Raw genomic sequence first — 23,127 nt, 5'->3', positions numbered from 1 at the left:
CCCCGATGCCGGCAAGCGTTGGGGTGCGCCTCTCACACTCCGCCCTGACGGGCGAGAACTGGAGACCCCATCATGCCCGCAACCGCCGTCTTGCGGCAGCCATCACGCACGCTCGTCATCACCGCGACCGCCGTGCCTCTCGCCCTGGCCGTCCTCGCCGACGACGTCCGAGTCCGCCGCCAGCTGCACACCGCCCGCCGCGATCCCCTCTCCGGCCTGCCCGGCCGCGACGACCTCCTCGCCGACGGCGACCGGCTGCTGCGCACCGGCCGCCGCGATCGCGTGCACGTGATGCTGCTGGACGGCAACGGCTTCAAGGCCGTCAACGACACCTACGGCCACGCCGCCGGCGACGCCGTCATCGCCACCATCGGCCGCCGCCTCGCCGCCTGGACCACGCGACGCCAGGCCCTGGCCGCCCGGCTCGGCGGCGACGACTTCGCCGTCGCTGCCGTCCTGCCCGCCCGAACCGCCCTCGAGAACATCACCGCCCTGCGCGAGCAGCTGCACCAGCCCCTCACCCACGACGGCCTCACCCTGAACATGACCGTGTCCCTGGGCATCGCCCGCGCCGCCGACCTGCCCGGCGAGGACACCGGCCGCCTCCTGCGCGCCGCCGACGCCGCCATGTACAGGGTCAAGACCGGCGATGCCGCCTTCCCCTGCCTGGCCACCCGCGCCGACGCCGACACCGACACCGTCAACGGCCGCCGCGCCGGCCGCACCGGCACCCACAGCCCCGCCGCGTAACCAACCCGGACAGTACGACGGACCGGGAGTCCCGCCAAGCGGGGCTCCCGGGCCCTCTTCCTCGCAGATGAGACGGAAGGCCCTGATGAAGGTCACCATCGACAACGAGCAGCTGGCCGAAGCCGCGCAGTGGGCGCAGCGCGCCATCCCCGGCAACCCCCCGACTCCGGTCCTGGCCTGGCATGCTGATCGAGGCGGAGGACGGGCAACTGCCCCTGACCGGCTACGACTACTACCGCTCCGCCCGCGCCACCGAGCACTGCGACGTCGCGGAGCCGGGCCGGCTCCGCGTGCCCGGCAAGGTTCTCACCGACCTGGTGCGCGCCTTCCCCAAGACGAAGGCCACCACGCTCGCCCTGGACGGCACCGACCTGTCCCTGTCCTGCGGCACCACACACATCATGCTGCCGACCCTGCCGCTGGAGGACTACCCGGCCCTGCCCACCATCCCCGCCGCCAGCGGCACCATCGACGGCGCAGCCCTCGCCGAAGCTGGCCCCCGGGTCGCCGTCGCCGCCTGCACCGACGAAACCCTCCCGGTCCTCACCGGAGTGGAGTTCACCCTCACCGACGACCATGTGGTGCTCTCCGCCACCGACCGCTACGCCTTCCACGTCGCCCACGTGCCGTGGAAGCCCGGCCCGAAGACCAAGGCCAAAGGCAAGGACAAGCCGCTCACCAGCGGCAAGGTCATCGTCCCGGCCGACGTCGTACGCGATGCCGCCCGCATCCTGGCCGACACCGACCGTGTCACCCTCACCTTCACGACCAGCCAGTTCGCGGTCAGCGCTCCCGGCCGGGTGGCCACCGGCAGCATCATCGAAGGCGAACTCCCCGGCTACGCCGCCCTGTTTCCCATCGAGTTCGAGGCCGTCGCCACCACCAGCACCGAGGCCCTGGCCACCGCCATCCGGCACATCACGCCCCTGCTCGACAAAGCCGACCCCATGCTCCTCGACATCGCCGACGGGCAGATCACCGTGCGCGCCGGGCACCGACGACAGCGGCCGCGGCCGCGACCAGGTCGACGCCACCCTGGAAGGCGAACCTCTGCCCGTCGCCTTCAACCCACACCTGCTGCTCAAGACCCTCCAGCAGGTCGACGGGCCGGTCGTCCAGATGAACTTCACCACCCCCACCAAGCCCGTCCTCCTGCACGCCCCCGACCAGGCTGACGTCTTCCGCGGCCTCGTCATGCCGGTCCGCCTCCACAACGGAACCACCCAGCCCAACCCGTAGAGCGGCACACAACACCGAGATCAGAAGAGGCCCGTGCACCCGCAGACCGCGGGGCACGGGCCTTTCGGCATTTCAGGGCTGCCGCCCGGAGGTCAGAAATTTCTGACCTCGGATCTCTCACACTGTGGCGTCCTTGGACGACTCGGAAGCTGCGGCAACGGCCCGACGGGCGGCCGCCAGCCGCTTCACCACACGCTGCACCTCGTCGTCCAGGCGCTCCAGATGCTCGTGAGTCGCATCCAGGTCAGCTTCCATAGCTGCCTGTACCGCAGCGGGCGCCAGGGGCGCGTAGACGCGCTCCTTGAGTGAGGAGGCCGCCCGCTCCAAGGCCGTGATCTCTGTGGGCACGGGTGGCGCGGCCGGCGGGTCAGAAATTTCTGACCTCTTCTCCTGCGCAGGAATCGACGGCGCAGTGAGTTCACGTGCGATCGAGGCGAGCAGCGAGGCCGTGGGCCGCTTCTTCCCCTGCTCCTTGGCCTGGGCGAGCCCTTCGGTCATCACGACCTGGGCAGTCTCCAGACCCTGGCCGGTGATCACCTCCGCCATTACCTTACGGGCCGATGCACGAGTCAGGTGCTGCGCGAGATCGGGGCCCAACTCGCTGATCGACCGGATACGTGCCGCGTCCTGCAACAGCTCGAACACGTACTTCGGCTCGATGTCGAGCACACCCGCTGCCCACACCGCGAAGTTGGTGTGCCCGGCGACCACGTGAAGCTCACGCTCCTGCGCGACCTCCAGCAGCACTGCCTTGTTCAGGACGGTGAAGTCTTCGGCGCGCTTGCCCGCGAGGTCGATCTCGTGGAGATGCTCGGTGACGAAGGCCAGCTGCTCCTCGGGCGTGCCGGTGATATCCGCGGAACTCAATACACGGCCGCGTGCGAAAACACTGGCCTCCTCGGCACCCGCATCCACGTCCCGCGAAGAGGGGCTCGCGGACTTCTGGAGCTCAGCCGGAACCGCAGGGTCGACTGCCGAGTCCGCGGCCTTCTTCAGACGGCCCTTACCGGCCGTGATCAACTTGTTGCCGCTCACGCTTCCACTCCTGATGCGGTGAGGATCCGGTCGTACACATCAGTCAGCGCCTGCGCCTCCCGGCCAGACGCATCGGTGATCGGCACACACGCGAACCGCGTCTGCTGGCGCACCGAATGGCGAGGGATCGACAGGTCGTCCCGGTACAGGGAGCCGTAGGTGTCCGCCAGGTACTCCCCTATGGCGTCCTTCAGCGTGTTGCGGCCGCCCGGCACTATCGACGGGATGATCCCCACCACTCTCAGGTCCGGGTTCATGCCCAGGTCCTTGACGAGCTTGATCGTGCTCATAGCCTCCTTCGCGCCGATTCGGCCGTCCTCATCCAACGTCGCGGGGATGAGCACGTCGGTGGCTGCGACGAGAGCAGACGTCACGAGCTTCCCGCCGGCCCTTGGAGGCAGGTCCAGAATGCCGACCATGTCGGGTCCGACAACGCCCTTCAGCCCCAGGCGCAGGCGGAACTCCAGGCCGACAGCCACATTGTCGGTCTCCCGATTGGCGAGAGCTCGCTCCGCTGCGATGACCTGCACGCCGGACCAAGCCTTGCCCGCCTCAGCGAACGCATCCGCAGCCAGGCCGGTCTCCCCTTGTGGGTCCAGCGCCAGCAGGTCATTCATCGAGAAGGCGGGCGCTTCCTCGGGCGCGATTCCCAACTCTGCCGAGAAGGTTCCCCGCGGATCGAGGTCCCCCGCGACGACACCGAGCCTCCGCCTCCGCGCGGCTGCAACAAGGCCTGCGGACAGGGCGCTCTTACCCACGCCGCCCTTCTCGCTGTACACCGCCAGCACTCTGCTCATGTCAGAACCCTCAGTCGATCCGTCCTACTCACGTCGGGAAGAGTATCGACAAGGAACACGGAGTCCAGGGGCGACCGGTCCGATGAGGCGAGGCTGCTTGCCCCGGGAGCCTCCGCGTCGGGCTATGAGTGCTCGTGCAATGGCCGCGGTCCGGTGGCCGACTGGATGGGCTGGTCAAGGCTGCGAATTCAGCCGGACAGAAACGCTTTGCTGCCAACGATCAGTGATCGGGCCGCCGCGCGGGGTCAGTTGAGCTACACATGGCCGTTGGTGCCTGATGGGGGAGGGCTGGTCTGATGCTGGTGACGATCAACGTGGCGGTTCTGCTTGCGATCATCATCCTCTTGCGGCTGCGCCGGCGCACCCAGGCCCGCAGCCGGTTCGACGAGAAGCTGACCGTCGTCATCGTTCTGGTCTTCGGCGTACTGATTGCTCCCACCGCGTTCGGCCAAGGAATCCTCGACGTCGTCGTCCAACTCGTACAGGGCGTTTCCCAGTCGAGCCGCTGAACCCTCAGCCCGACCACACCACCGAGCACACCGGTCTTGGGCCCGACCACGCCCGCCGTCACCCCGCCCACGGCTGGTGAGAGCAGGCGCGGCGTCGCCCCTGTAGTTGCCCGGGCTTCAAGGGAAGACTGCCGGGTTCCTAGGATTTCGTTTGTGGGCTCGAGGTGCGGACTGGACGATGCCGATCGAGACGCCGTCGACACGACGTCGACCACGCGCGAGCAGCTCGTGGAACGCACCTGTGCGTGGTGCGGTGAACCAGTCACGCACAGCGGCCGGGGAGGCCCCCGCGCTACTGCAGCTGCATTCGCCTTGCGTGCCCAGCAGCCGGCCGCTACGGCGGGGACATCGACCAGTGGTCCTACAAGTCGCGCTATCGCCGACCGGCAGCACCGGAGGAGAAGACCGCCGACGCGGCCGGTCCCGATTCCGGGCGCGTCCTCTTGCTTGCTGCGTTGGCGTCCATGAATGCGAAGTACATCGTGGGGAAGCCTACGGGCGGGCCTGACGGCCGGTCTTGAGGAGCATCTCTACCTTCCGCGTGACATCTGCCTGCGCAGCCAGTGCACTCCTGTAATGGCCCACGCAAGTACAAATCCCAAGGCCATACCTGCAACTCCAAGGGGTGCTGAATCGTCCTTCTGTCTCAGCAGGTCAACCGCACTTCCCGCCATCGCACCGCAGAGGCCAAGCAGTAGCGACTCCAGCAGGATCTCTTGGTAGCCGCGCAATGGGGGCTGTCGACGGGTCACGTTGACGTCAATTAAGCCTGCACGTACGGACAGCTGCGGTTCGGGCCCATCAACGAGTACGGCGAGAGCGATTCGCTGTCGCTTCATGATCGGGCAGGGGCCGAGTTGCAGCGCGGTCCCTGCGATCGAGAAAGACGGAACCGGTGCCGTGGGTGGGGTTGAGCTTGTATCCAGCAAGGAAACCACTGACGCCCCAAGCTCAAGGTGAAGAGGCAGTCCGCCATCGAACGCGGTGCTCGGGATGTCCCGGCGGCCGGAGTTGGCCAGTTCGATCAGTAAGACATGCGGATCGGCGAGGGTTGCTCCGTCCCGGATTACTACCAGTCTGTCCCTGGCTGGTGCGTATGGCGTGATAAGCGGAGCTACAGCAGCTTGGTGGTACGTGAGACGTCGCTTGGGGTTCGGTGCACGCAGCGTCGCCCACGCCGTTACCGTCATGGCGACCGCGGCGATGACAACGCCAGCAGCTGCCCAGAACGTTCCGCTTTGATACCAAGCTCCAGCCATCAGCATGCGGCCATTGAACTGGATCAATACGCGACTTGAGGTCCGATCCGGGTAACCGGTGCGGTCCCGCATGCGGGACCGTGGATCACGCTTCTTTGCCGACGCACCCCATGCACGACAGGGCCAGGTGCGCCTCATGGGCAGCACCTGACCGCGCCCTGGAAAGACCAGCCACGACACGGCTCCTACCATTTCGTTTGTGACGAAAGTAAGCCCGAGTGCCGGGCAGGACGGGCTCAATCAGGGCACTCCCCACGAGACCTCGACCACGCGCGAGCAGCTCGTGGAACGCACCTGTGCGTGGTGCGGGGAACCGGTCGCGTACAGCGGCCGGGGGAGGCCCCCGCGCTATTGCAGCCCTGCCCACCGCCGCCGAGTCTGGGAGCTGCGCACGGCGCAGGACCGCTCAGAACGTCCCGTGAGCGACGGAGGCAAGAGCCACGAGCCGGTGCGCGAACTCGTGCATCGCACGGAGACGGTGGTGCGCACCGTCGTACGCCACGAGCCTGTCCCCATCCCGCCGGTTCCCCGCCCGGCGCAGCGTCTGAGCGGGCAGCCCTACACGTTGCCCGAAGACGCTGTGGAGTGGATCGAAGCGCTTGCGGCCCTCCGTCGTGACGTGAACAACCCGAAGATCCACCCCTTCCGAGAACACGTCGCCCGCGCCTGCGAACGGGCCGCTTCGGCCCTGCGCGCCGATGCCAGCGAGTCCGACAGCCCGCCAACCGGCGAGCTGTGAGTGCCGGGCTCTGCGAGGCCAATGTCGTTCCTTCGCAGCGGCGTGTGCGCGCTCGTAGCTCTACGGGTCTGGCTGCTGGCGCAGGTCCAGGAAGCAGCAGAGCCGTACGCCGGGCTCCCCGGGCGCTCGGGTCGTACGGTCCGCCGGCGCGATCGCGGATCGCGCGGCGAGCAGCTCCTGGACTGCGAAGGCGGTCTCCTCGTCGGCGGCCGCGACCTCCACCACAGCCAGGCCCGGCTCTGCCACGTGCGCTTCGTTGATCGGCTTCATGAACGGCACTACGCGTGAGGGACCGCTGGGGTTTCCCGATCCGGCTGTCTTCACCCGACCGAGGAGGGCCGTGCCCGGCGCCCTTGACCCGAGCGGGCGCGGAGTGGCTACGGGCGCGTGGTCGTGTACCGCACGCCGGGGCCCCACTTCTCCTTGGCCAGCGCCATGCACCACTGACAGAGCGGACAGCCCCCGCGGCCGTACTTGTGTGTCTTGCGCTGGCATCCGGAGCACGGGCCGACCAGGTCGCCGGAGCAGGTGAGTGCGGAGGGGTCGGGCTCTGTCACCGGCGGCGCGGGAGTCGTCATTGTCGATTCCTGTTCTGGGCGACCACCACCGATCGCCGTGCCAGCAGGATACGACCGAATGACACGGCTGTTCGATCGCGACATGGTGCACTCGGATGGAACCGCTCGTCGGCCGTCACTCACCGTCCCACCCGTCCTGGTCGGTGTAGGTGCGCAGCCTCAGCCGCGCGTCGGCCGCGACCTCGCGCAGCTCCTCGAGGAACCGCGCCGCCGGCACACCCAACGTCGGCGGCGCCGCGAGGAAGCACTCCCGGCACCGGTCGAACCAGCGGGACCCGTGGTCCGGGTCGTGGATCACGCCGCTGGTACGGGGCGGCTGGCCGCAGGCGGAGCAGGGCGGCTCCTGCTGCATCCGCGCCCAGATCACGGAGAACCGGGGCTCGGGCGGGGCAGGGGAGAGGGAGGCCGGGTCGACGCCCAGCTTGCGGACGGCCTCCTCGCGATTCATACCTGCTCCGGGGGTGGGGGGTGGGCTGTGCGACGCCACGATCATAGAATAGAACGCATGAACGATTCTGGGGTGGCGTCGCGACTCGCGCTGCTCCGTTTCCTGGCGCGCGTGCAGGAGCGCGACCTGGCCCGCACTCGCAGGTGGATCGCCGACGAGGAACGCCGCGAGGCTGAGCGGCGCGTGGGCGAAGAGCGACGCCCGCCGGCTCCCGAGTGGCTGATCGAGCGCGGCCTGGACCGCAACAACATCGTCGCCGTGCACACGGGGGAGTGCTGGGACCCGGGCAAGCGAGTGAGGCCTGCGACCAGGGCGCAGGCGATCGAGGCACTGCGCCATCAGGTACCGGCGTGCTCGAAGTGCCGACCGGACACGGCGCTCGGCATGGAGGTCTAGGCGCTGCGCGGCCGGCGCCCGGACGTCTTCTTGGCAGCGGTCTTCTTCGTGGTCTTCTTCGCCGTCGTCTTCTTCGCCGGCTGCTTCTTCGCGGTCTTCTTCTTCGGCAGCTCGTGCACGTCGGCATCCTCGCCGCGCGAGGCCCTGGCCTTCTGTACGGACTCGTTCAGGGCGGCCATCAGGTCGACGATCTGCCCCGGCTTCGACTCCGGCTCTGGAAGCTTCGGCAGTTCGCGGTGCTCCCGCTTTGCTTCGATGATCTGTGCGATCGCCTCGGTGTAGGAGTCCTGGAACTCCTCGCCCTCGAGGTCCTCGCGGGTCATGTTGTCCATGAGCGCGAGCGCGCCGTCGATCTCGTCATCGCTCAGCTCGACCGGTTCCGGCAGGAGCTCGGAGGGGTCGCGGATCTCGTCGGGCCAGCGCATCGCGTGCAGCACGATCGCTTCCTCGCGTACCCGCAGCAGGCCCAGCCTCTCGCGGCCGGACCAGGCGTACTTGGCCACGGCGACCTTTGAGGACCGCTTCAGGGCCTCGCGCAGCAGCTTGTACGGCTTGGCCGCGACCTGGCCGCTGGGCTGGAGGTAGTAGCCCTCGCCGATTCGGATGGGGTCGATGGACTCCAGCGGCACGAACGCCTCGATCTCGATCGCCTTGGCGGTCGGCAGCGGCAGGTCCCGCAGTTCCTCGTCGCTGATCGGGATGACCTGCGTCTTGGACAGCTCGTAGCCCTTGCCGATCTCGTCGCTGGTGATCTCGCGGTCTTCCACCTCGCAGTACTTGCGTACTCGGACCCGCCCCATGTCCTCCAGGTGGTACTGGTGGAAGCGGAAGCTGTGGTCCTCGGTCGCGGACTGCACGTTGATAGGCACGGTGACGAGCCCAAAGCTGATCGCACCTGACCACACGGTTCGGGGCATGACGGACCTCCGCAGTGACCCCGAGCATCCCCAGCCTACGAGCGCCTCGCTCGCCCCGCACATGTGCTGAGCGGCTCCGGGCCAGCCACCGGACCGGACGCTCTCACCGGGGGAATCCGGCGAGAGCGATGCTGGCGCGCCGAGCCGGGGCTCGCAGCGCACCGACGGGTCAGGCTCCTAGCCCAGGTCCAGGAAGCAGCGCAGCCAGCCGGGCTCGCCGGGCTCTCGTGTCGTACGGTCTGCCGGGGCGATCGCGTACGGCGCGGCGAGCGCTCCTGGACGGCGAAAGGGCGGTCTGGTCGTCGGCGGCCGCGACCCTATCTGCACCGGGCGTGGCGGGAGGCCCTGGTCCGAGGGGCGGGCCACCGGCTGTCCCGGTCAGTGCTCCCTGATGAAGCAGTCGGATACGTAGCCTTCGACTCCGGTGCGGTTGTTGTGCACGTACGTCCAGTGGTCCTTGACGCTGCCGTCCGGGCAGGGCACCGCTTCCGCGTTGCTCTGCCCGCCCATCCAGGTGTACCCGTCGCCGGGGTTGCCGTGCCCCTTGACCGACGAGGTGGTGCTGTAACTGCTGTGGATCCTCACGCCGGTGGCGGTGAAGTCGCCCTGAGGTGGTGCGGCGGCGGCCGGCGACGAGAACAGCGTCGCCAGAAGCGTCAGTACGGCGGCGGTCGTCATGGCGGTGGTCTTCGCGGCGGTGCGCTTGGTGTTCACGGGTGCCTTCCTGTCGGGGCTGGTGCGTCGGTGAGGTCTGTGCCGTCGGGTGGTTCTTCAGGTGGTCACCGTGGATCCAGCCGTTGGCCCAGCCGCGGCGATGTCACCCCGTGAGGCCTTCATCGTCCTGGGCGGCCGGGACGTGGCGGGGCCTCTCACGGGGCGGGTGTGTAGGTGACGGTCTGGCCAGGGCAGGCGGTGGCGAGGTCGTTCAAGGCGGCGTATTCGGTGTCGTCGACGGTGAGGTTCCAGCGGAGTTTCGTGCCGGTCCATTCGGCGGCGTACCGGCAGTGGACGTCGCCGGCCGGGGGCATCCACTGGGCTGGGTCCTGGTCGGACTTGCTGCGGTTGGAGCGGGCGGTGACCGCGACGAGCGAGGCCTCCTGGCCCTGGTCGTTGGCGTAGGCCTCGCGGCGCTGCGCGGTCCAGGCGGAGGCGCCGCTGTCCCAGGCTTCGGCCAGAGGCACCATGTGGTCGATGTCCAGGCCGGAGGCGGACGTCACCGTCATCTGGTCGTAGTACGACCACCAGGTGCCGCCGGTGAGCCGGCACTTGGGCCCGACGGCCGGTGCTTCGACGGCTTCGGCGATGAGGACTTCGTTGCGGGTGGTGCAGCCGTCGGCCGGGTCGTCGCCGGCATTCCAGTGCTTGAACGCCTCGCGGGTGTAGCCGTCGCGGGACTCGATGGCCAGCGGCAGACTCGCGACGGCCTCGGCGAGCGGAACGGTCTCCGCAGCTTGGGCCGGCGTGCCGGTGGTCAGGGACAGGACAGCGAGGAGCGCGGCGGGCAGGCCGCGCAGAAGAGCGGTACGCATGCCCCTGTTGGTAGCGGCCAGTGTGGGGCGCACGTGCCGGAGACGGCAGTTGCGCCCCTCGTGTGAGTGCAAAGGTCGTACCGGAGAAACGACACAGCTCGGCGGCTGGTCACGCTGCGAAGACGTCCCGCGGCCCCCGGACGGCGCGTTCGAGATGCTGCTGGCGGGGATCGCCTCGTACAGGTCCTGGGCGCGGCGGTAGACCAGGCCGGTGCGGTAGCCGTCCGGCAGCGCGGTCAGGGCGGCGATCGCGCAGTGCAGGCCTAGTCGCCGTCGTGATGGACGCAGGCGGCCGCGTCGATGTGCAGCAGGGTGCGCGTCATGCTGCTGCCGGATCCAGGAGGTCCGGACGATCCGCGTGCCGACCAAAGGCCCGCAGCTTGTGTTCGCGGTCCGTCCTGGACAGCACGGGGCGTGGGGCTAGGAGTTGAGGTTCTGGCGCACGTCCAGGTAGCAGCGCAGCCGTACGCCGGGCTCGCCGGGGGCCCGGGTCGTCCGGTCCGCAGGGGCCGTTGCCCACCGTCCGGCGAGTGCCTCCTGGATGGCGAACGCGGTCTGGTCGTCGGCGGCTGCGACCTCGACCACGGCCAGACCTGGCTGTGCCACATGTGCTTCGTTGATCGGCCTCATGCAGGGCTCTACGCCCAGGGGCCCATGGAAGTTCTGCGACCGCGGCGTCCTTCACACGACCGGGTTGATGCCCGAGGGCTCGGATGCCATCAAGCAAGGTGGCCGCGTGCGGCCCTGGCTGCACCCTGGACGATGATCCGAGGTGCACAGCACGGTGGTGCATGCCGGAATAGGGGCCGGGCCGACGGCGTTGGGAGGGGTGTGGTTGTGAAGGGGACAGTGTCCCCGGGCCTCACCTATTGCCTGTAGGGAAGATCGTTCGGCTGAAGCCCTGCAGTGCCTTTCGCCGCGTAGGCGACCGCCCTTCACGACCGCGCAGGCTGATCAGCCCCGTCCGGCGATGCCGGGCGGGGCTGACTGCTGTCTGTGAACCGGGCGTGATCGGTGAGTGGGGGTGGGTTAGCCGCAGTCGTTGCGGTTGATTTTCAGGGAGCGGGTCTGGTCGTTGAGGTTGTAGCCGCGCAGGTCGTGGATGGAGCCGCCGCTGCGGGTGACGCACACGTGCCGGCCGCTGTGGTTGCGCTTCTCGTACACGCGGGCGGTGCGGTCGGAGTTGTTGCGGATGGAGCTGCCGCGGTCACGGATCGCGGAGGGCAGGTCCTTCACACTGCCGTCCACGGCACGCCGCACCCACGGCTGACCGCCGAAGTCGATCTCTGGGTAGATGCACACGTAGCCGGACGGGCAGTCGATCGCTGCCTTCACCACGCCCGGGGCGGGGGAGGCGGAGGCGGGAACGGCCATCGGGGCGAGGGCCAGGGCGGCGAGCGCCGCGGCACGCATCAGGGTTTTGATCACGCACTACAGGTACTGGCCCCGGGGCCGGGACGGCATGTTGCGCCGTGGCTTTCACTCCACCGGGGGAGCGATATCTAGCCGGGGGCCCTGGCGTTTGCTCGACCCTGCTGGCCCGGACTGAACGAGACGCACCCGGCCTGTCCTGGCCGGGTGCGTCGGTGTCCGTCGGGGCGTGGCTGAGGTGTTCAGTCCCTCCCGCAGTGTGTTGGGTCAGCGGTGGCCGCCGCCGTGGCGATGGTGGCCCCAGGACTCGTCGTCGATGAAGCGTCCGCGGTCGTTGCGGAGGGTGGCGATGTCGGAGCGGTTGTCCCAGACGTAGTTGCGGCGGTCCTGGTACAGGTCGCTGTAGGTGTCGCGGCCGTGGCCGGTGTGGATGCGGACGGTGGCGCGGCCATCGAGGCGGTAGTGGTCGAAGGTGTAGGTGCGGCCGTCCTCGTCCTTGAGGGTCCAGCCACGGAGGTTTACGTCGGCGGTATCTGTGGGCACTTGCGAACGCGGGGGCAGCCGACGAGCGGCCAGATCTGCTCGTCCTCCCAGTGTTGCCCTCGCTGCGGCGCCCGGAAGGCCGGGCGCCGCAGCGAGGGCTTCGGGGTCAGCGGCCGCTCCAGTGGGTGGCGCCGGGGATGGGTGTGGCGAGGCACCGGCGGGCGGGTGAGGACGGGGTGAGGCGCGGGGAGCCGAGTGCGCCCCTGAAGGCGGCCAGGAGTTCCTCGACGCGTGTGCCGGCCGGCGGCGGGCCTTCGCTGACCGGCGGTTTGCTGGAAGGCGTGCCGACGGCGGTATCGGGTGGGGCTGTGGGGTGTGCTGCGGCTTCGGCTTCCCACAGCGGTAAGAAGTAGGCGGGCTCGCCGTCCAGGAGCTGGATGAGGCGTTGGACGTCTTCCCAGTCGCCGGTGGCCGTGCCGTCGAGCAGGGCGGCGATGTGGTCTTGGTCGAGTTCGTTGCCGCTGGTGACGGCGATGGCCCAGGGGGTGGGGCTTCCCGCGCGCTGGTGCAGGAAGCGCAGGGAAGAGGCGAGTGAGGTGGGCCTGGGCTGGCTCTCACGCCGGGCACTGGAGGCCTTCCAGACCCGGCGCAGGACCTCCGGGTCGGCGCCGCACGCGCGGGCGAGCACGGCGACGTTCTTCCAGGCGGGGAAGCGCTCGCCGGACATGAGCCTGGAGAGGTAGCTGGCCGACAGGCCGGTGCGGCTGGCGAGGGTTCTGAGGCTGAGTCCGGAAGCGCGCTGGAGGCTGCTGAGGACGGTGGCCAGGTCCTGTCCGGCCAGGGGGGAGAAGTAGGCCGCCGCGGTGCTCGGGGGTGGCGCGGTGGGTGACCGGCCATCGCCGGCGCTGTCGGGATCCCGGGGCGAGATGGTGCCGGGGCGCGAGGCCGGGCGCGGCGATGAGGGCGCCGCCGGGGCGGGGCGTGAGGTGCGGCGGGCGGGCAGAGACCACTTCTTGCGTGCGGTGTCCTTTCCGATGCCGAGCACGGCGCCGATGCGCTCCCAGGACGCGCCGCGCAGTTTGGTGCGGGCCACCATGAGGGGCGTGAGGTGTTCGGCGAATACCTGGAGGCGCACCATCTGCTCCAGGGGCGCGGACACGGGCATCTCCGGCTGGTCGAGCGCATCCAGGAGGCTGTTGGCTGCTTGCGTGATCTGGGTCAGCTGCATGCGCAGGGCCTGGTCGAATTCCTCGGTGTCCGGGGCATCCGCGGCGGCCTGGCGCTGCCGGTGGGCTGCCTGGCGGCATCTGGTGCTGCAGTATTCGCCGGGCCGACCGGTGGCTTGATGACGCCGCTGAGCGCCGCAGTGCTTGCAGGTGGAGTGAGAGAAAGTGTGCCCCATCGTGGCGTTTTTCCTTTACCGGTAACTTTCCCGGGCGACGAAATGGGGATCGTCGCCCGGGATTTGTGACGGAGAGCGGTGTGTGTACATCCGTTTCGTAGGGCGGATGCAGGCAGATCACGTCGCAGACCGAGGGGACGTCGGCCTGGGGATGATCAGGTCACAGGGGGCTCTCCGCGCCGGGCACGCCAGATGATGACCGCCCACAACGCCACAGTGACCAGGGCAGTTACCAGCTCCACGGACCCATCCGAACTCGGTACGACGAGGAGCACCGGAGTGCCTGCCGCGGTCGGAGAAGGCGGCACTGGCGGCGTGGTGACCGGTGTTGCCTCAGTGTTGACGGGCGTGTCGCCCTGGACTGCAGCTTTGTTATGGTCAAGCGCGGAACGACGCCTAAGGCGTTTGATCCCGCGCTCGAAGGGGGATCCAGACAAGGGCTCTCCTAGATCGAGATGCTGTGGGGCGCGAACCCGGGACCTGGAAAGCGCGGGTTCGCGCTCCGTGACTGTAGTGACACCCTCTGCCCCGCGCCATTCGGTCAAATGCCCCCATCCGCAGAACAAGATGGGATTGATCGGACACTTTCGTCGAGGTCGTACGGGCAATCATCTTGCTTTTCGGATCTCTTTCCGAAAAACAGCCGCAACCGGCTGAAGATCTTGGTATTTCTCCCCCTTAACCTCCCCTTGACCTGCGTTAACAGCCGTTTCTGCGGCATCGGGGCGTCTACCGGGAAGAAGAGCAACCGCTTCCCCTTATCCGAGGTCGGCGCCGGCGCACTGCGCCCCCCGACGGCCACTCGATATGAGGGAGACCGCCTCGCCGCCCCGAGGCGTTGGCGACGCCGCGGCTGCCGGACCACGATGAGGCGTGATCTGCGGGCGGGCCGGGTTCTTGATCTCAACCGCCCGGAGAGGGGAGCCTGCTCTCTGCTACCGCTGCGCCGCTCTTGTGCTGTCAGCTGCTGCTCGCAGGGACAGGGTGGCGGTGTCGATGGCGGCGTCGACAGCTCCGCGGTTGGCGCCGGCGCGTTGGAGCCGGTCGGCGTCAATGAGCCCGGCGGCCGCCAGGGCGGCGTCGCTGGCGGCACGGGACAGGGGGCCGGGGTCGTCGTCAAGAGTGGCTTCTACTGCGCTGCGGACCAGGCGGTGGCTCAGAAGCTGCAAGCGGGTCTCCTCGGCTGGTGAGGCGACCGTCGAGCGGTAGCCGGTGAGGAGTTCTGTCAGGCCGCGAGGCGGTTCTTGAGCTGGATCAGCCCGCACAGCGGCGTCGAGCTCTGCCTTGGCGAGCAGCACGCCCAGCAGCAGGGCGCTGTCGGTGCGCTTGGGCCCGTTCGGCCGCAGGCTCGGGTCCGGTGTGGGCGCAGCGCCGAGTTCGTCCAGGGCGCGGTAGAGAGAGCGCGCGCTGGACGGGCGTCGCACTGACGGACGCACCATCACCCTTGTCCTGGCTACGGACTTGCGGTCAGGTCCGGGTGGTGGCACGGCGGCGCCGCTTGGGTTTCGTGGACCGTACAGGCTTGGGCATGGTCATGGTGGCCTTACTCATGCGGTCATAGGTGCGGGTCATGTGGGCGATCTCGTCCTGGAACATCGCCAGCACCTCGTAGTTGGCCACCTGCTCGCCCAGGGGGTTGATGGCCCCGGACAGCACCCGGCGCAGTTCGGTGTTGATCCGGCGCATCCGCAGGGAGGCGTTCTCGGCGATTTTCGCCGGGTCGGTCGTGACCATGTAGCCGCCCCGGTAGGCGAGGAACGCCTTGCCCTTCTCCATCGTCATGTGGTCGCGGATGTAGCCCTTGGTGCGCTCGAATTGTCCGTCGGTGGCGTGGATGCGGTCGGTGATGTGCTCACGAGGGAGCAGGATGTCGTCGCCGGCCTCGTCGAAGAGATGCCAGGCGAGTTCTGCCAGGTGCTGGGTGGGAACCGGGGCGGCCCGCTGCCTGGCGTCCGAGGCTGCCGTCGTGCGGGCACGTGTCATGGCTCGTCATCTCCTTCGGACAGGATGCGGGCGAGTTCTTCGTCCATGGTCTTGTCGCCGGTTGCGAGCGCGGAGTCGCACCAGTCCAGTGCGGCACGGATCCTTCTGTGGTTGTCCAGGATCGCTCTGACCTCGCGGTCGGTGAATTCCGTGACGTGCAAGCGGGGGACCATCTCCTGCAGGTCGACCAGAAACGCGGTGCCGGTGCCGATCAGTTCCAGTGCCTCGCGCGAAGCGCGCTGGTAGTCCACGGCCGGTTCCCGCAACCGCTTCGATGCCTGGGGCGCGGCCGAGTTCTCTTCCTGCTCCCAGGGGCCGTTGTCCGCGGGCTCGCTCTCGGGTTCGTGCGCGGCCGCCAGCCGGTCTGCCGCGGCCTCCATCCGCTGCTCGTGATGCGCGCGGTACAGGATGCGCTGGTTGGCAGGGTTGGCCATCACCCGGTGCGCGACATCAGGCCGTCGGATGATCTCTTCCACCGCGCCCACCGCATTCTCGGAGTTCGTCAGCAGGGTGCGCACCCGGTCGAGCTTCTCTTCCTTGGTAAGAGGTCGGTGAGGCAGACGGCCGGCCCGCCTGAGGGCGGCGTCCTCCGTCCAGTGGTCCGCTCCGCCTGGAGGTTCCTGGATCAGCTCGAAGCGATCGTCCAGGGATTCCAGGGCGCGGTGGACCGACCAGGACACACCCGGCTCCCGGTGCTTGGGCGGCCACTGCATGGCGGTAAAGCGGTAGCCCAGCAGGGTGTGGACGTTGATGCCGATCTGGTCGGCGTAGCGGTCCAGGATCGCGAACACGCCGCGCTTTTCGCCGGGCTCGGATTTGTCGACCATCTTCAGAGTGATATCGCCCAGCTCGAACTGGATTCGGGCCTCCTCCAGGACCAGGTCGCGGCCCTGACGGACGTAGCGTCCCCATTGCCTGTCGGTGAAGCGCTGGGGAAAGGGGCTTACAATTCGCTCTCTGACCATGGTGAGCCTCCCTGCATGCCGGGGTGGGAGTACAGGTCGAATGGACACATCAATCCTCGCCCCCGTGTCCATGTTCCCCAATCTAGAACCTTTTGCCGCGTTTGTTCATTGATTGGCCGACATATCTGAACGGCAGGGTGCTGCTCAGGGCTGCCCCCTGGGTCAGTGACCGCGCGCCTCACTGAAGCCGGATTGAAAGCGGTCGTGGGACTACAGGAGCGGACCTGCGGTTCTACCGCATTCCCACAGGCCAGGGGCCTATAGCGCGACGTTTATCCGTCACGCGACGAAGGAGGCGCGGGCCCGGTAAGCGGCAGTGCGGCAGGCAGGCCGGTCGTACACCGCATCGCGCCGACGATCCTGCCCGGCGGCGACGGCCTTACCGCAGACGGGGCAGCTCTGCAGCGATCTCGACACCGTATCGAAAGGCCCTGCCCCCAGGTTGGCAGTACGCCTCCGCCGCGCTGCCGCGCCGCAAGCAGGACAGCAAAAGCGGGCATCCCGCCGAGCCAACACCGTCAGCGGCTCACCGCAGAAGGCACAGCAGCGCACCTGCCTATCCATATCTCCAGAGTAGGCCTGCTCATATCGGCTGGTGGTGTCCTGCGGGCGGGCCCGGTCCGGGCCCGCCTCAGCGTCGGGGAGAATCAGCCCAGGGTCCGCATGGTGGGCTGACGTTCCAACCGAGACGCTGCTGGTCCGTCTCCAACACGTGGTGAGTTGTTTGTGAGGCAGGGGACACCGGGCATGCGGTAGCCGGGTGATTTGGCGCTCGGACGAAAACGGTGCGCCGGGTTGACCTCCGCTTTCCTACACTTGTGGTCGTGGCGATGATCTATAGCAGCGGAAGCTGCGATGACCTTCCCGAACACGCGTGGCCTGATGGTTACCTGGCTCCGCTCACCGCCACGCCCACCGAGTGGGTCACGGTCCTCGGCAAGCCCGTCCAGGACCGCTTCGACTGGGGGGTCAGCAGCTACCTGACTCGTCCTGCAGCGCGGGCACATGCCCTGCAGGAGTACACCTGGAGTCAGGCAGCGATCGGCACCGCTGGGATCAGCACCCTCTACCCGGGGGAGCGCACGGTCTTCGAAGAGGGACTGCGAGACGAAGAGGAACACACGGAGTTCTTCGTACAGCTTCGCTCCCATCACGGGCTCGCCGAACCGACGCTGGAGTTCACCCCCTCCTTTCTGTGGTACTTCGACGCCATTCCCAGGAACGACGGCTCCTGGTATTACCTTGACGACGCCGGCCGTGACCACGAACTGGTGCGCATCCGGCGCACCGACACCGAACTGCGCATCGACATCGCGGCCCTGCCCTTGCGTCGCTACCTCGCCGCACGGAGCCGCTTGCTTGTGATCCAGCATGACCGCATCACCCGGCTCGATCACGTACCCGACCCGGCGATCGACGCAAGCGACCGCTCCGACTTGCGGCATTTCGCCTTTCACAGCGGAGACCTCCACTCAGTGGATCGCCCGGGTTTCGTACGGCTGGTCGGAAAGCAGATCGTGCTGCCCATCGACGCAGAACCCGTCGACCTGGCTCGCCCGCACACCTCCGAACGCCGGTTTCCAGAATTCACGGTCGCCATCGACCCCAACACCGGGGAGCGCGTCACCTCCACGTGCGAGCCCGACAAGCTGAGCAACAACTTCACCGACCGCGGCACCCCGCACTACCTGACCCGGGTCTACTTCCGGCGTGAGGTCCTCAACCGATACACCTCTCAGCCCTCCCGCTACCGCATCGAGAACGGCCGTCTGAGCTGCCTGGGACTCTGGGGCATCTCCATCGGCACCAACCCCGACGGTTTCATCGAGGTCTACCTCGGAGACCTCGGGCGTGATCTGCCAGCCGAAGAACGCGACCATTGGCTCAGCTTCAACGTCCCGCCCAGCGGAGGACGCGACGAGGGCCGTTTCGACCGCGACATCCTCGGCCGGTGGACCGAGGGGCCGCCCGACCCGCTACGCCGGCTGTTCGCCGCACGAAAGCACTTCAGCACCGCCCTGGGAACGCTTCTGGGACAGGCGGTCTACAAACCATGGCACCACGCCGACCAGATCGCTTTCGAGGGCCTGCATATGCCCACCAGCAGCGAGCAGCAGGAAGCCGACACCCTCATACTGCTGCTCGCAAAAGGCGTCATCGACTACCTGAACGTCAAGGCCCTCCGCCACCTTCCCGGAGTGACCGACTCCAAGGCGCAAAGCATCAACTGCCTCGAAGCATGGGTCTCCTCCAGCGGAGGTGACAGCGACGCGCTGATCCGTCCGTTGCGCGTCCTGCAAGGCCTCCGCTCCACCGGGCCGGCCCATCTTCGCGGAAAGGACTGGCACGCCACCCTCACACGCGCCAGCCTGGAAGCGTTGAGACCCGATGAGCAGTTCGTGCAGGTACTCACGCTGACCGGTGACGCCCTCAGCGCGCTCGCCCAGCATGCCGAGTCACAGCATCAGGCCAGCCAGTAGACAGCTTGCGGTGCCCCACAAATCCGCTGACACTCTCCGCTTGGTCCCGTGTATGACTGGCGCCAGAAGCCAAACAGGGGAGGGCAGCCGGTGGGTAAGGCATCGTCGGGGAAGCGTGCGGCCAAGGCAGGCGGCACCCGGGATCACACAGTGCCGCAGATGTACCTGAAGCACTTCGCCCAGCACGTAGCACGCCGCAAGTACGAGCTGAAGGCGCGACGGCTGGACAAGATCAACGAACCGTTTACCGTGACGCCTACCGGCATCGCTGCTGAGGCCGGCTACTACTGGGGGATCAGTGTCGAAGGGGTCCCTCACCACAATGTCGAGGAACTGTTCACCTCCCTCGAGGGACGCGCCGAAACAGTACTGAAGGTCCTCCTGAACGACCCGGACTGGGCGCTCACACCGCACTGGCCGTTGAGCTCGGACCAGCGCCATGTCCTCGCCTGGTGGATGGCTGCCCAGATCTTGCGCACGACGCGCCAGCGGAAGCGGCTTACCTACCAGCAGATCGAAGCGCCGGACATCACCGACCTGCCGCAGGAAGTACACACGCTCGCACAGAACAACCCCCACCTGCGCTACATCGTTGAGAACATCGTCACGTTGGCGCTCATCCTGGAAGCACGTCCGTGGGCGCTGGGCTTCAGCGACATGTGCCTGCTAACCAGCGATACCCCGATCGCCATATGGAACCGCCCCGACGACGAAGACCAGCTGCGCGCCGCCGCACTGAGCGACATCCTGCTCCCGCTGGACCCTCACCGCTTTCTGTTCCTACCCGGCCCCGCTACACGGGGCACCGACCGGCGTAAGCACGTGGACCACCTGATGCACGCGGAGGGCGCCATCGGGTTCGCGCTTGTGGAGGTGGTGTACGACGTGGCTGACCAGTTCGTGATCCACCACCCAGAGCACGATCCCTGGAAGCATTGGGAGCCGAACAGCCCCGGTCAGCCCAAGCCATGGGACGGGCAGACGCATTCTGCTCCTCAGTACATCTTGGAGTACGGCGTATTTCCGCCCAGTCAGAACATTGAACGTCGCTGGACCGTGGAACACCCACCGCCTCGCTCCCCAGACGTGTTGCACCCCTGACCTGCCAGAACATCACCCGGCGCGCACAGCACCGGACCCCGGGCCCTGAGAGTCCCGGGTGACGCTCGGAGGGGGCTTGTTGGTGTGCAGGGTGATGGCTGGTCTGACCCGCAACACAATGAGGGTCCGTGCCGGATGCGTCCGGCACGGACCCTCGCGTAGCCTCCCACGCGCGGCTACGCCGTCGCCCAGTGGAGTCCGAGGCCGGCCAGCGTCTGAAGTTTGTCGGGGGTGAGCTTCCCGCGCCTGGACTTTGCGTTCGAGAGAAATACCCCGAGCCGCACGGTGTGTTCCTGGCCGTCGACCGTGATCGTCTCTGTGTGCCCTCGGGGGACGGTCACGGAGCCGGTGCGGGTCTTGTACTGGGCCAATGCTGCAACACCGCGCTCGAACGCTCCTGAGGTGCCCCCGGAGGCCTTCGCGCGCGCCTCCGGATCCCTGGGCAGGGGCTGGATGCCGAGTTGCTCCAGACGTTCGCGCTGGCCGTCCGTGAGCCGCTGCCACACGTCCGGTTGCTTCTGTCGCTGCAGCCATCGTCCGACGTCTTGGCCGGCGACTGTCACGCCGGGCAGGACCTTGGTGCCTTGCTCGTCGCGCAGCAGTTCGCGTAGGGCGGCGTAGTGGCGTTGCCAGTCGGCTGGCCATGCGGGGTTCCAGTCCGGGTCGATGGCTTCCAGCGCTGCCTGCCACTGCGGGTGTCCGTCCAGTGCACCCGGGCGCCTCAGATTCGCGAGCCACATCCCCAACGGCTTGTCGAGCGCTGTGGCCGTCCGCGGAGCGCTGAGGCTGAAGGCCTGCTCGTAGTAGACGCGGGCAGCTTCCAGGTTCTCCTGGAAGCGCTCATCGGCCATCGACCACACCATGCCCAGCGCTTCGAGCCGACGGGCGCGCTGGCCGGACATCTCTCCGGCCCCGTAAGCCCTTCGCTGTTCTGCCACCCATTGCCCAAGGGGGTACGGGCCGGGGGCCTCCTTGTGGCCGTAGGGCACCCGTGCGTGGCCCTCACGCTCGGTGAACCGCTTGAGCGCCGCCCAGCCGCGCGCCCAGTCCTGCCGCTCCGTATCGATCACGTTGAACGACACCCAGTTCGCGACCATCACGGGATCCCTCGGGGCGGCAAACCGAAGCAGCAGGCGGGATTCTTCCTCGCCTTCCTCCGGTTCCGTACCGATACTCACCGAGGGCTGCGTAACGTCCTTCTGAGGCTTCTGTGGAATCGCGAGTAGCTCGATGGCTTCTTCATCGTGAGCCCGTAGACCTGCCAATACTTTCACCAAGGGCCGGTACGAGCCAGAGGTGAACATGTCCTCCGGCTTTTCGCCGGGCTGGAGGAATACGGGCACAATCAGCGAAGCCAGCTTTCCCTGACCCGGCTTCTGCCGGAGCGCCCGTCCGATCGCTTGGACGATGTCGTGCGGCGCCCCCTTGGGGTCGAGCAGGGCCACGCTGTCCACGGCCCGGATGTCCACGCCCTCACCCAAAACGCGACAGTTCGAGAGCACGGCCCGCTGCGCTGTAGCGCCGAACGATCCCAGCACCTCCCGCCGGTGTTCGGGGGCGTGTTCGCCGCACAGCCAGTTGGCCCAGATCCGCTTCGGACACTTCTCCGGCTGGTTGGCGTGCAGCTTGGCCGCCACCCGCTGCAGGCCCTCCGCGTAGGCCTGCGCCTCCATCGTCCGGTGGTGGAAGGTGATGCACGTCGACAGGTCGTGTTGCGCCATGGTGTGCAGGAGCGCGGCCTGGAGCGCCCCGAGGCGCTGCCCGCGCACTTCCTCGCTGCCCCGCTCCTCACTCATCAGCCGCTCGGGCGTGACGAGGGGGTCCTGGAGCTCGAGGACGATGATCTGATACCGCGCCAGTAGACCCCGGGACACGGCTGACGCCAGCGACAGTTTGTACAGCACGGGCCCGAACACGGCCTCGTCGTCCATGGAGGCCGCCATCTCCCTCGGCAACGGGTCCCGTGCACCCTCGGCGACCTCCCGGTTGAGCCGTTCCTCCCAGATCCGGGGCGTCGCGGTCAGGTACAGCCGCCGGTAGGACGGGATGACGCTCTGGTCGTGGATGTCCGCCCACGCCTTACCCATCGACCCGGAACTCCTGTGGGCCTCATCAACCACCGCGAGGTCCACAGGAGCAAGCTTCTGGCCGTAGGCGCCCTCGAAAGCCTCCGCGAGAACCCCCAGCGACGCGTACGTCGCATAGATAGTCACGGGCCCGGAACCGTGCCACAGCGCCAACTGCACGGGATTGGTGGTGGAGCGCACCTTCAGGTTCCACAGCTCCGGGTCGTCCTGGAGCGAGCACACAGCAACTGCCGGCCCCCGATGCCCAACCTCGTGCCACGCCTTCACCGTCTGCGCCAGGAGGTCCAGCGTCGGCACCAGCACGAGAGTGCGCCCCTTGGGCGCGAGCCGCTTGGCCGAGGCGGCAGCAATAATCGTCTTCCCTGTGCCGCACGCGGCGTGTACCTGCCCGCGCAGGCCATTCCATGGAATACCGCCCGGCGGGACATCGAAGCCGCGCACAATGGCGTTCACGGCCTCGACCTGATGGTCACGCAGTTTCACGGCCATGCCCGTGCTCTCCTTTCAACGGAATGCGGAGCGTAATCCAGAAGGTGAATCCCGGGGAGGTGGATAGCTGGCCCAGGGGTATGCTATCTGATACCAGACTCTACACAGTGCATCACTGTGATGCATCCGCCTCGCGGCAGCTTCCTCTCTCGGGGTAGTACATGGCCGAATCCTGCTCAGTCAGGGCCGATTATCCCGTACGCTGAGGAGAGTCGTTGAGGTTGACCGAGTGAGGCATTGAGGACTGGCAAGGGATTCGGGTGGAGCGCAGCGGAGCCCGTCTCTGCGACGCAGGCCGGCGTTCGATCGAGCCGACGGTCTGTCACCTCCATTGTAGGGATGGTGAGTAGGATCCCAGAGGCTACACAGCCCCGCACATGATGCATCCCCTCCTCGTAGCCAGCCCAAGGAATCCCGCAAGCGGGATTCCGTCAATTCGCGCTTGCGGGAATTGACATGCTTTCAGAATTCCGCTCGCGGAATGCAATTCCCGCGCTTGCGCGGGAATATGGCGGAGCGTCAGCGGAGCCACGCCCGAAGCGAAGCGGAGGGCGTCACTCTGCGGCGCGT

General features: G+C 67.8%; 23 protein-coding genes and 2 pseudogenes. 8 read left to right on the top strand and 17 right to left on the bottom strand.

Going from position 1 to position 23,127, the window contains the following annotated elements:
- Window positions 1-72 precede the first annotated feature (72 nt).
- The 3 genes and pseudogenes from AC07DF_RS40660 to AC07DF_RS40650 all read left to right on the top strand — a co-directional run bounded on the left by AC07DF_RS40660 (window position 73) and on the right by AC07DF_RS40650 (window position 1,989).
- A complete protein-coding gene (locus tag AC07DF_RS40660) occupies window positions 73-750 on the top strand; it encodes a GGDEF domain-containing protein (protein WP_478982528.1) in 678 nt (225 codons plus the stop codon).
- A gap of 176 nt (window positions 751-926) precedes the next feature.
- Window positions 927-1,574 (top strand): annotated as a pseudogene (locus AC07DF_RS40655) (DNA polymerase III subunit beta family protein); the annotation flags it as partial.
- Entirely contained in the window at window positions 1,468-1,989 is a 522-nt protein-coding gene (locus tag AC07DF_RS40650; protein WP_478982613.1) for a hypothetical protein, read from the top strand. The pseudogene AC07DF_RS40655 and the gene AC07DF_RS40650, both read left to right, overlap by 107 nt.
- Window positions 1,990-2,106: 117 nt before the next feature.
- Here AC07DF_RS40650 and AC07DF_RS40645 read toward each other — a convergent pair whose 3' ends face one another.
- A complete protein-coding gene (locus AC07DF_RS40645) occupies window positions 2,107-3,024 on the bottom strand; it encodes a hypothetical protein (RefSeq protein ID WP_478982526.1) in 918 nt (305 codons plus the stop codon).
- Complete coding sequence (locus AC07DF_RS40640) at window positions 3,021-3,821, bottom strand: ParA family protein (protein ID WP_478982524.1); 801 nt, start codon at window positions 3,819-3,821, stop codon at window positions 3,021-3,023. The genes AC07DF_RS40645 and AC07DF_RS40640 overlap by 4 nt, the downstream gene beginning before the upstream one ends.
- Window positions 3,822-4,117: 296 nt before the next feature.
- On the opposite strand from AC07DF_RS40640, the gene AC07DF_RS40635 reads away from it, so the two are divergent.
- On the top strand, window positions 4,118-4,330 hold the full coding sequence (locus AC07DF_RS40635; protein WP_478982522.1) for a hypothetical protein: 213 nt from the start codon (window positions 4,118-4,120) through the stop codon (window positions 4,328-4,330).
- 530 nt (window positions 4,331-4,860) lie between these two features.
- Here AC07DF_RS40635 and AC07DF_RS40630 read toward each other — a convergent pair.
- On the bottom strand, window positions 4,861-5,661 hold the full coding sequence (locus AC07DF_RS40630; protein ID WP_478982520.1) for a hypothetical protein: 801 nt from the start codon (window positions 5,659-5,661) through the stop codon (window positions 4,861-4,863).
- 346 nt (window positions 5,662-6,007) lie between these two features.
- Between AC07DF_RS40630 and AC07DF_RS40625 the strand changes: the two genes are divergently transcribed.
- Window positions 6,008-6,328, top strand: a complete 321-nt coding sequence (locus AC07DF_RS40625; protein ID WP_478982518.1) for a hypothetical protein — start codon at window positions 6,008-6,010, stop codon at window positions 6,326-6,328.
- 60 nt (window positions 6,329-6,388) lie between these two features.
- Here AC07DF_RS40625 and AC07DF_RS40620 read toward each other — a convergent pair whose 3' ends face one another.
- The 3 genes from AC07DF_RS40620 to AC07DF_RS40610 all read right to left on the bottom strand — a co-directional run bounded on the left by AC07DF_RS40620 (window position 6,389) and on the right by AC07DF_RS40610 (window position 7,354).
- Window positions 6,389-6,598 carry a DUF6207 family protein gene (locus tag AC07DF_RS40620; protein ID WP_478982516.1) on the bottom strand — a complete coding sequence of 70 codons (210 nt, stop codon included), beginning with the start codon at window positions 6,596-6,598 and terminating at the stop codon, window positions 6,389-6,391.
- A gap of 107 nt (window positions 6,599-6,705) precedes the next feature.
- Complete coding sequence (locus AC07DF_RS40615) at window positions 6,706-6,906, bottom strand: hypothetical protein (RefSeq protein WP_478982514.1); 201 nt, start codon at window positions 6,904-6,906, stop codon at window positions 6,706-6,708.
- 115 nt (window positions 6,907-7,021) lie between these two features.
- Complete coding sequence (locus tag AC07DF_RS40610) at window positions 7,022-7,354, bottom strand: hypothetical protein (RefSeq protein WP_478982512.1); 333 nt, start codon at window positions 7,352-7,354, stop codon at window positions 7,022-7,024.
- A gap of 57 nt (window positions 7,355-7,411) precedes the next feature.
- Between AC07DF_RS40610 and AC07DF_RS40605 the strand changes: the two genes are divergently transcribed.
- On the top strand, window positions 7,412-7,750 hold the full coding sequence (locus AC07DF_RS40605) for a DUF6233 domain-containing protein (protein WP_478982510.1): 339 nt from the start codon (window positions 7,412-7,414) through the stop codon (window positions 7,748-7,750).
- On the opposite strand, the gene ku is transcribed toward AC07DF_RS40605, so the two are convergent.
- The 10 genes and pseudogenes from ku to AC07DF_RS40555 all read right to left on the bottom strand — a co-directional run bounded on the left by ku (window position 7,747) and on the right by AC07DF_RS40555 (window position 16,400).
- Window positions 7,747-8,667 carry a non-homologous end joining protein Ku gene (gene ku / locus AC07DF_RS40600; RefSeq protein ID WP_478982508.1) on the bottom strand — a complete coding sequence of 307 codons (921 nt, stop codon included), beginning with the start codon at window positions 8,665-8,667 and terminating at the stop codon, window positions 7,747-7,749. The two genes, AC07DF_RS40605 and ku, sit on opposite strands and share 4 nt — an antisense overlap.
- A 378-nt stretch (window positions 8,668-9,045) precedes the next feature.
- Window positions 9,046-9,381 carry a hypothetical protein gene (locus AC07DF_RS40595; RefSeq protein ID WP_478982506.1) on the bottom strand — a complete coding sequence of 112 codons (336 nt, stop codon included), beginning with the start codon at window positions 9,379-9,381 and terminating at the stop codon, window positions 9,046-9,048.
- Window positions 9,382-9,536: 155 nt separating this feature from the next.
- The gene (locus AC07DF_RS40590) at window positions 9,537-10,196 is read right to left on the bottom strand and encodes an HNH endonuclease family protein (protein ID WP_478982504.1); all 660 of its coding nucleotides are present in this window, start codon (window positions 10,194-10,196) and stop codon (window positions 9,537-9,539) included.
- 420 nt (window positions 10,197-10,616) lie between these two features.
- A complete protein-coding gene (locus AC07DF_RS40585; RefSeq protein ID WP_361884283.1) occupies window positions 10,617-10,802 on the bottom strand; it encodes a DUF6207 family protein in 186 nt (61 codons plus the stop codon).
- Between the two features lie 423 nt (window positions 10,803-11,225).
- Window positions 11,226-11,624 (bottom strand): peptidase inhibitor family I36 protein, encoded by a 399-nt coding sequence (locus AC07DF_RS40580; RefSeq protein WP_478982501.1) that lies wholly within the window; start codon window positions 11,622-11,624, stop codon window positions 11,226-11,228.
- A gap of 210 nt (window positions 11,625-11,834) precedes the next feature.
- Window positions 11,835-12,092 (bottom strand): annotated as a pseudogene (locus AC07DF_RS40575) (lamin tail domain-containing protein); the annotation flags it as partial.
- Between the two features lie 124 nt (window positions 12,093-12,216).
- Window positions 12,217-13,278 carry a helix-turn-helix domain-containing protein gene (locus AC07DF_RS40570; RefSeq protein ID WP_478982499.1) on the bottom strand — a complete coding sequence of 354 codons (1,062 nt, stop codon included), beginning with the start codon at window positions 13,276-13,278 and terminating at the stop codon, window positions 12,217-12,219.
- 1,109 nt (window positions 13,279-14,387) lie between these two features.
- Window positions 14,388-14,876: a hypothetical protein gene (locus tag AC07DF_RS40565; RefSeq protein WP_478982497.1), complete on the bottom strand. Its 489-nt coding sequence runs from the start codon at window positions 14,874-14,876 to the stop codon at window positions 14,388-14,390.
- Window positions 14,877-14,919: 43 nt separating this feature from the next.
- Window positions 14,920-15,435 (bottom strand): hypothetical protein, encoded by a 516-nt coding sequence (locus tag AC07DF_RS40560; protein WP_478982495.1) that lies wholly within the window; start codon window positions 15,433-15,435, stop codon window positions 14,920-14,922.
- The gene (locus tag AC07DF_RS40555; RefSeq protein WP_478982492.1) at window positions 15,432-16,400 is read right to left on the bottom strand and encodes a DUF6192 family protein; all 969 of its coding nucleotides are present in this window, start codon (window positions 16,398-16,400) and stop codon (window positions 15,432-15,434) included. Before AC07DF_RS40555 ends, AC07DF_RS40560 begins: the two co-directional genes overlap by 4 nt.
- Window positions 16,401-17,230: 830 nt before the next feature.
- On the opposite strand from AC07DF_RS40555, the gene AC07DF_RS40550 reads away from it, so the two are divergent.
- Together AC07DF_RS40550 and AC07DF_RS40545 are read left to right on the top strand one after the other, a co-directional pair.
- Entirely contained in the window at window positions 17,231-18,880 is a 1,650-nt protein-coding gene (locus AC07DF_RS40550) for a hypothetical protein (RefSeq protein WP_478982611.1), read from the top strand.
- A 48-nt stretch (window positions 18,881-18,928) separates the two neighbouring features.
- Entirely contained in the window at window positions 18,929-19,981 is a 1,053-nt protein-coding gene (locus AC07DF_RS40545) for a DUF4238 domain-containing protein (RefSeq protein WP_478982490.1), read from the top strand.
- 176 nt (window positions 19,982-20,157) lie between these two features.
- On the opposite strand, the gene AC07DF_RS40540 is transcribed toward AC07DF_RS40545, so the two are convergent.
- A complete protein-coding gene (locus AC07DF_RS40540) occupies window positions 20,158-22,557 on the bottom strand; it encodes a helicase associated domain-containing protein (RefSeq protein ID WP_478982488.1) in 2,400 nt (799 codons plus the stop codon).
- Between the last annotated feature and the right edge of the window lie 570 nt (window positions 22,558-23,127).

It is taken from the genome of Streptomyces sp. NPDC044719 (assembly GCF_056433405.1).
Note: the sequence above shows the minus strand (reverse complement) of the source record. Positions and strands in the feature narration are given on the sequence as shown.

What these genes read in the sequence shown, in the direction of transcription:
- AC07DF_RS40660 (WP_478982528.1), top strand. Translation starts at nt 73, where the DNA reads ATGCCCGCAACCGCCGTCTTGCGGCAGCCATCACGCACGCTCGTCATC.
- AC07DF_RS40650 (WP_478982613.1), top strand. Translation starts at nt 1,468, where the DNA reads ATGCCGCCCGCATCCTGGCCGACACCGACCGTGTCACCCTCACCTTCA.
- AC07DF_RS40640 (WP_478982524.1), bottom strand. Translation starts at nt 3,821, where the DNA reads ATGAGCAGAGTGCTGGCGGTGTACAGCGAGAAGGGCGGCGTGGGTAAG.
- AC07DF_RS40635 (WP_478982522.1), top strand. Translation starts at nt 4,118, where the DNA reads ATGCTGGTGACGATCAACGTGGCGGTTCTGCTTGCGATCATCATCCTC.
- AC07DF_RS40630 (WP_478982520.1), bottom strand. Translation starts at nt 5,661, where the DNA reads ATGCGGGACCGCACCGGTTACCCGGATCGGACCTCAAGTCGCGTATTG.
- AC07DF_RS40620 (WP_478982516.1), bottom strand. Translation starts at nt 6,598, where the DNA reads ATGAAGCCGATCAACGAAGCGCACGTGGCAGAGCCGGGCCTGGCTGTG.
- AC07DF_RS40615 (WP_478982514.1), bottom strand. Translation starts at nt 6,906, where the DNA reads ATGACGACTCCCGCGCCGCCGGTGACAGAGCCCGACCCCTCCGCACTC.
- AC07DF_RS40610 (WP_478982512.1), bottom strand. Translation starts at nt 7,354, where the DNA reads ATGAATCGCGAGGAGGCCGTCCGCAAGCTGGGCGTCGACCCGGCCTCC.
- AC07DF_RS40605 (WP_478982510.1), top strand. Translation starts at nt 7,412, where the DNA reads ATGAACGATTCTGGGGTGGCGTCGCGACTCGCGCTGCTCCGTTTCCTG.
- ku (WP_478982508.1), bottom strand. Translation starts at nt 8,667, where the DNA reads ATGCCCCGAACCGTGTGGTCAGGTGCGATCAGCTTTGGGCTCGTCACC.
- AC07DF_RS40590 (WP_478982504.1), bottom strand. Translation starts at nt 10,196, where the DNA reads ATGCGTACCGCTCTTCTGCGCGGCCTGCCCGCCGCGCTCCTCGCTGTC.
- AC07DF_RS40570 (WP_478982499.1), bottom strand. Translation starts at nt 13,278, where the DNA reads ATGCAGCTGACCCAGATCACGCAAGCAGCCAACAGCCTCCTGGATGCG.
- AC07DF_RS40560 (WP_478982495.1), bottom strand. Translation starts at nt 15,435, where the DNA reads ATGACACGTGCCCGCACGACGGCAGCCTCGGACGCCAGGCAGCGGGCC.
- AC07DF_RS40555 (WP_478982492.1), bottom strand. Translation starts at nt 16,400, where the DNA reads ATGGTCAGAGAGCGAATTGTAAGCCCCTTTCCCCAGCGCTTCACCGAC.
- AC07DF_RS40550 (WP_478982611.1), top strand. Translation starts at nt 17,231, where the DNA reads ATGATCTATAGCAGCGGAAGCTGCGATGACCTTCCCGAACACGCGTGG.
- AC07DF_RS40540 (WP_478982488.1), bottom strand. Translation starts at nt 22,557, where the DNA reads ATGGCCGTGAAACTGCGTGACCATCAGGTCGAGGCCGTGAACGCCATT.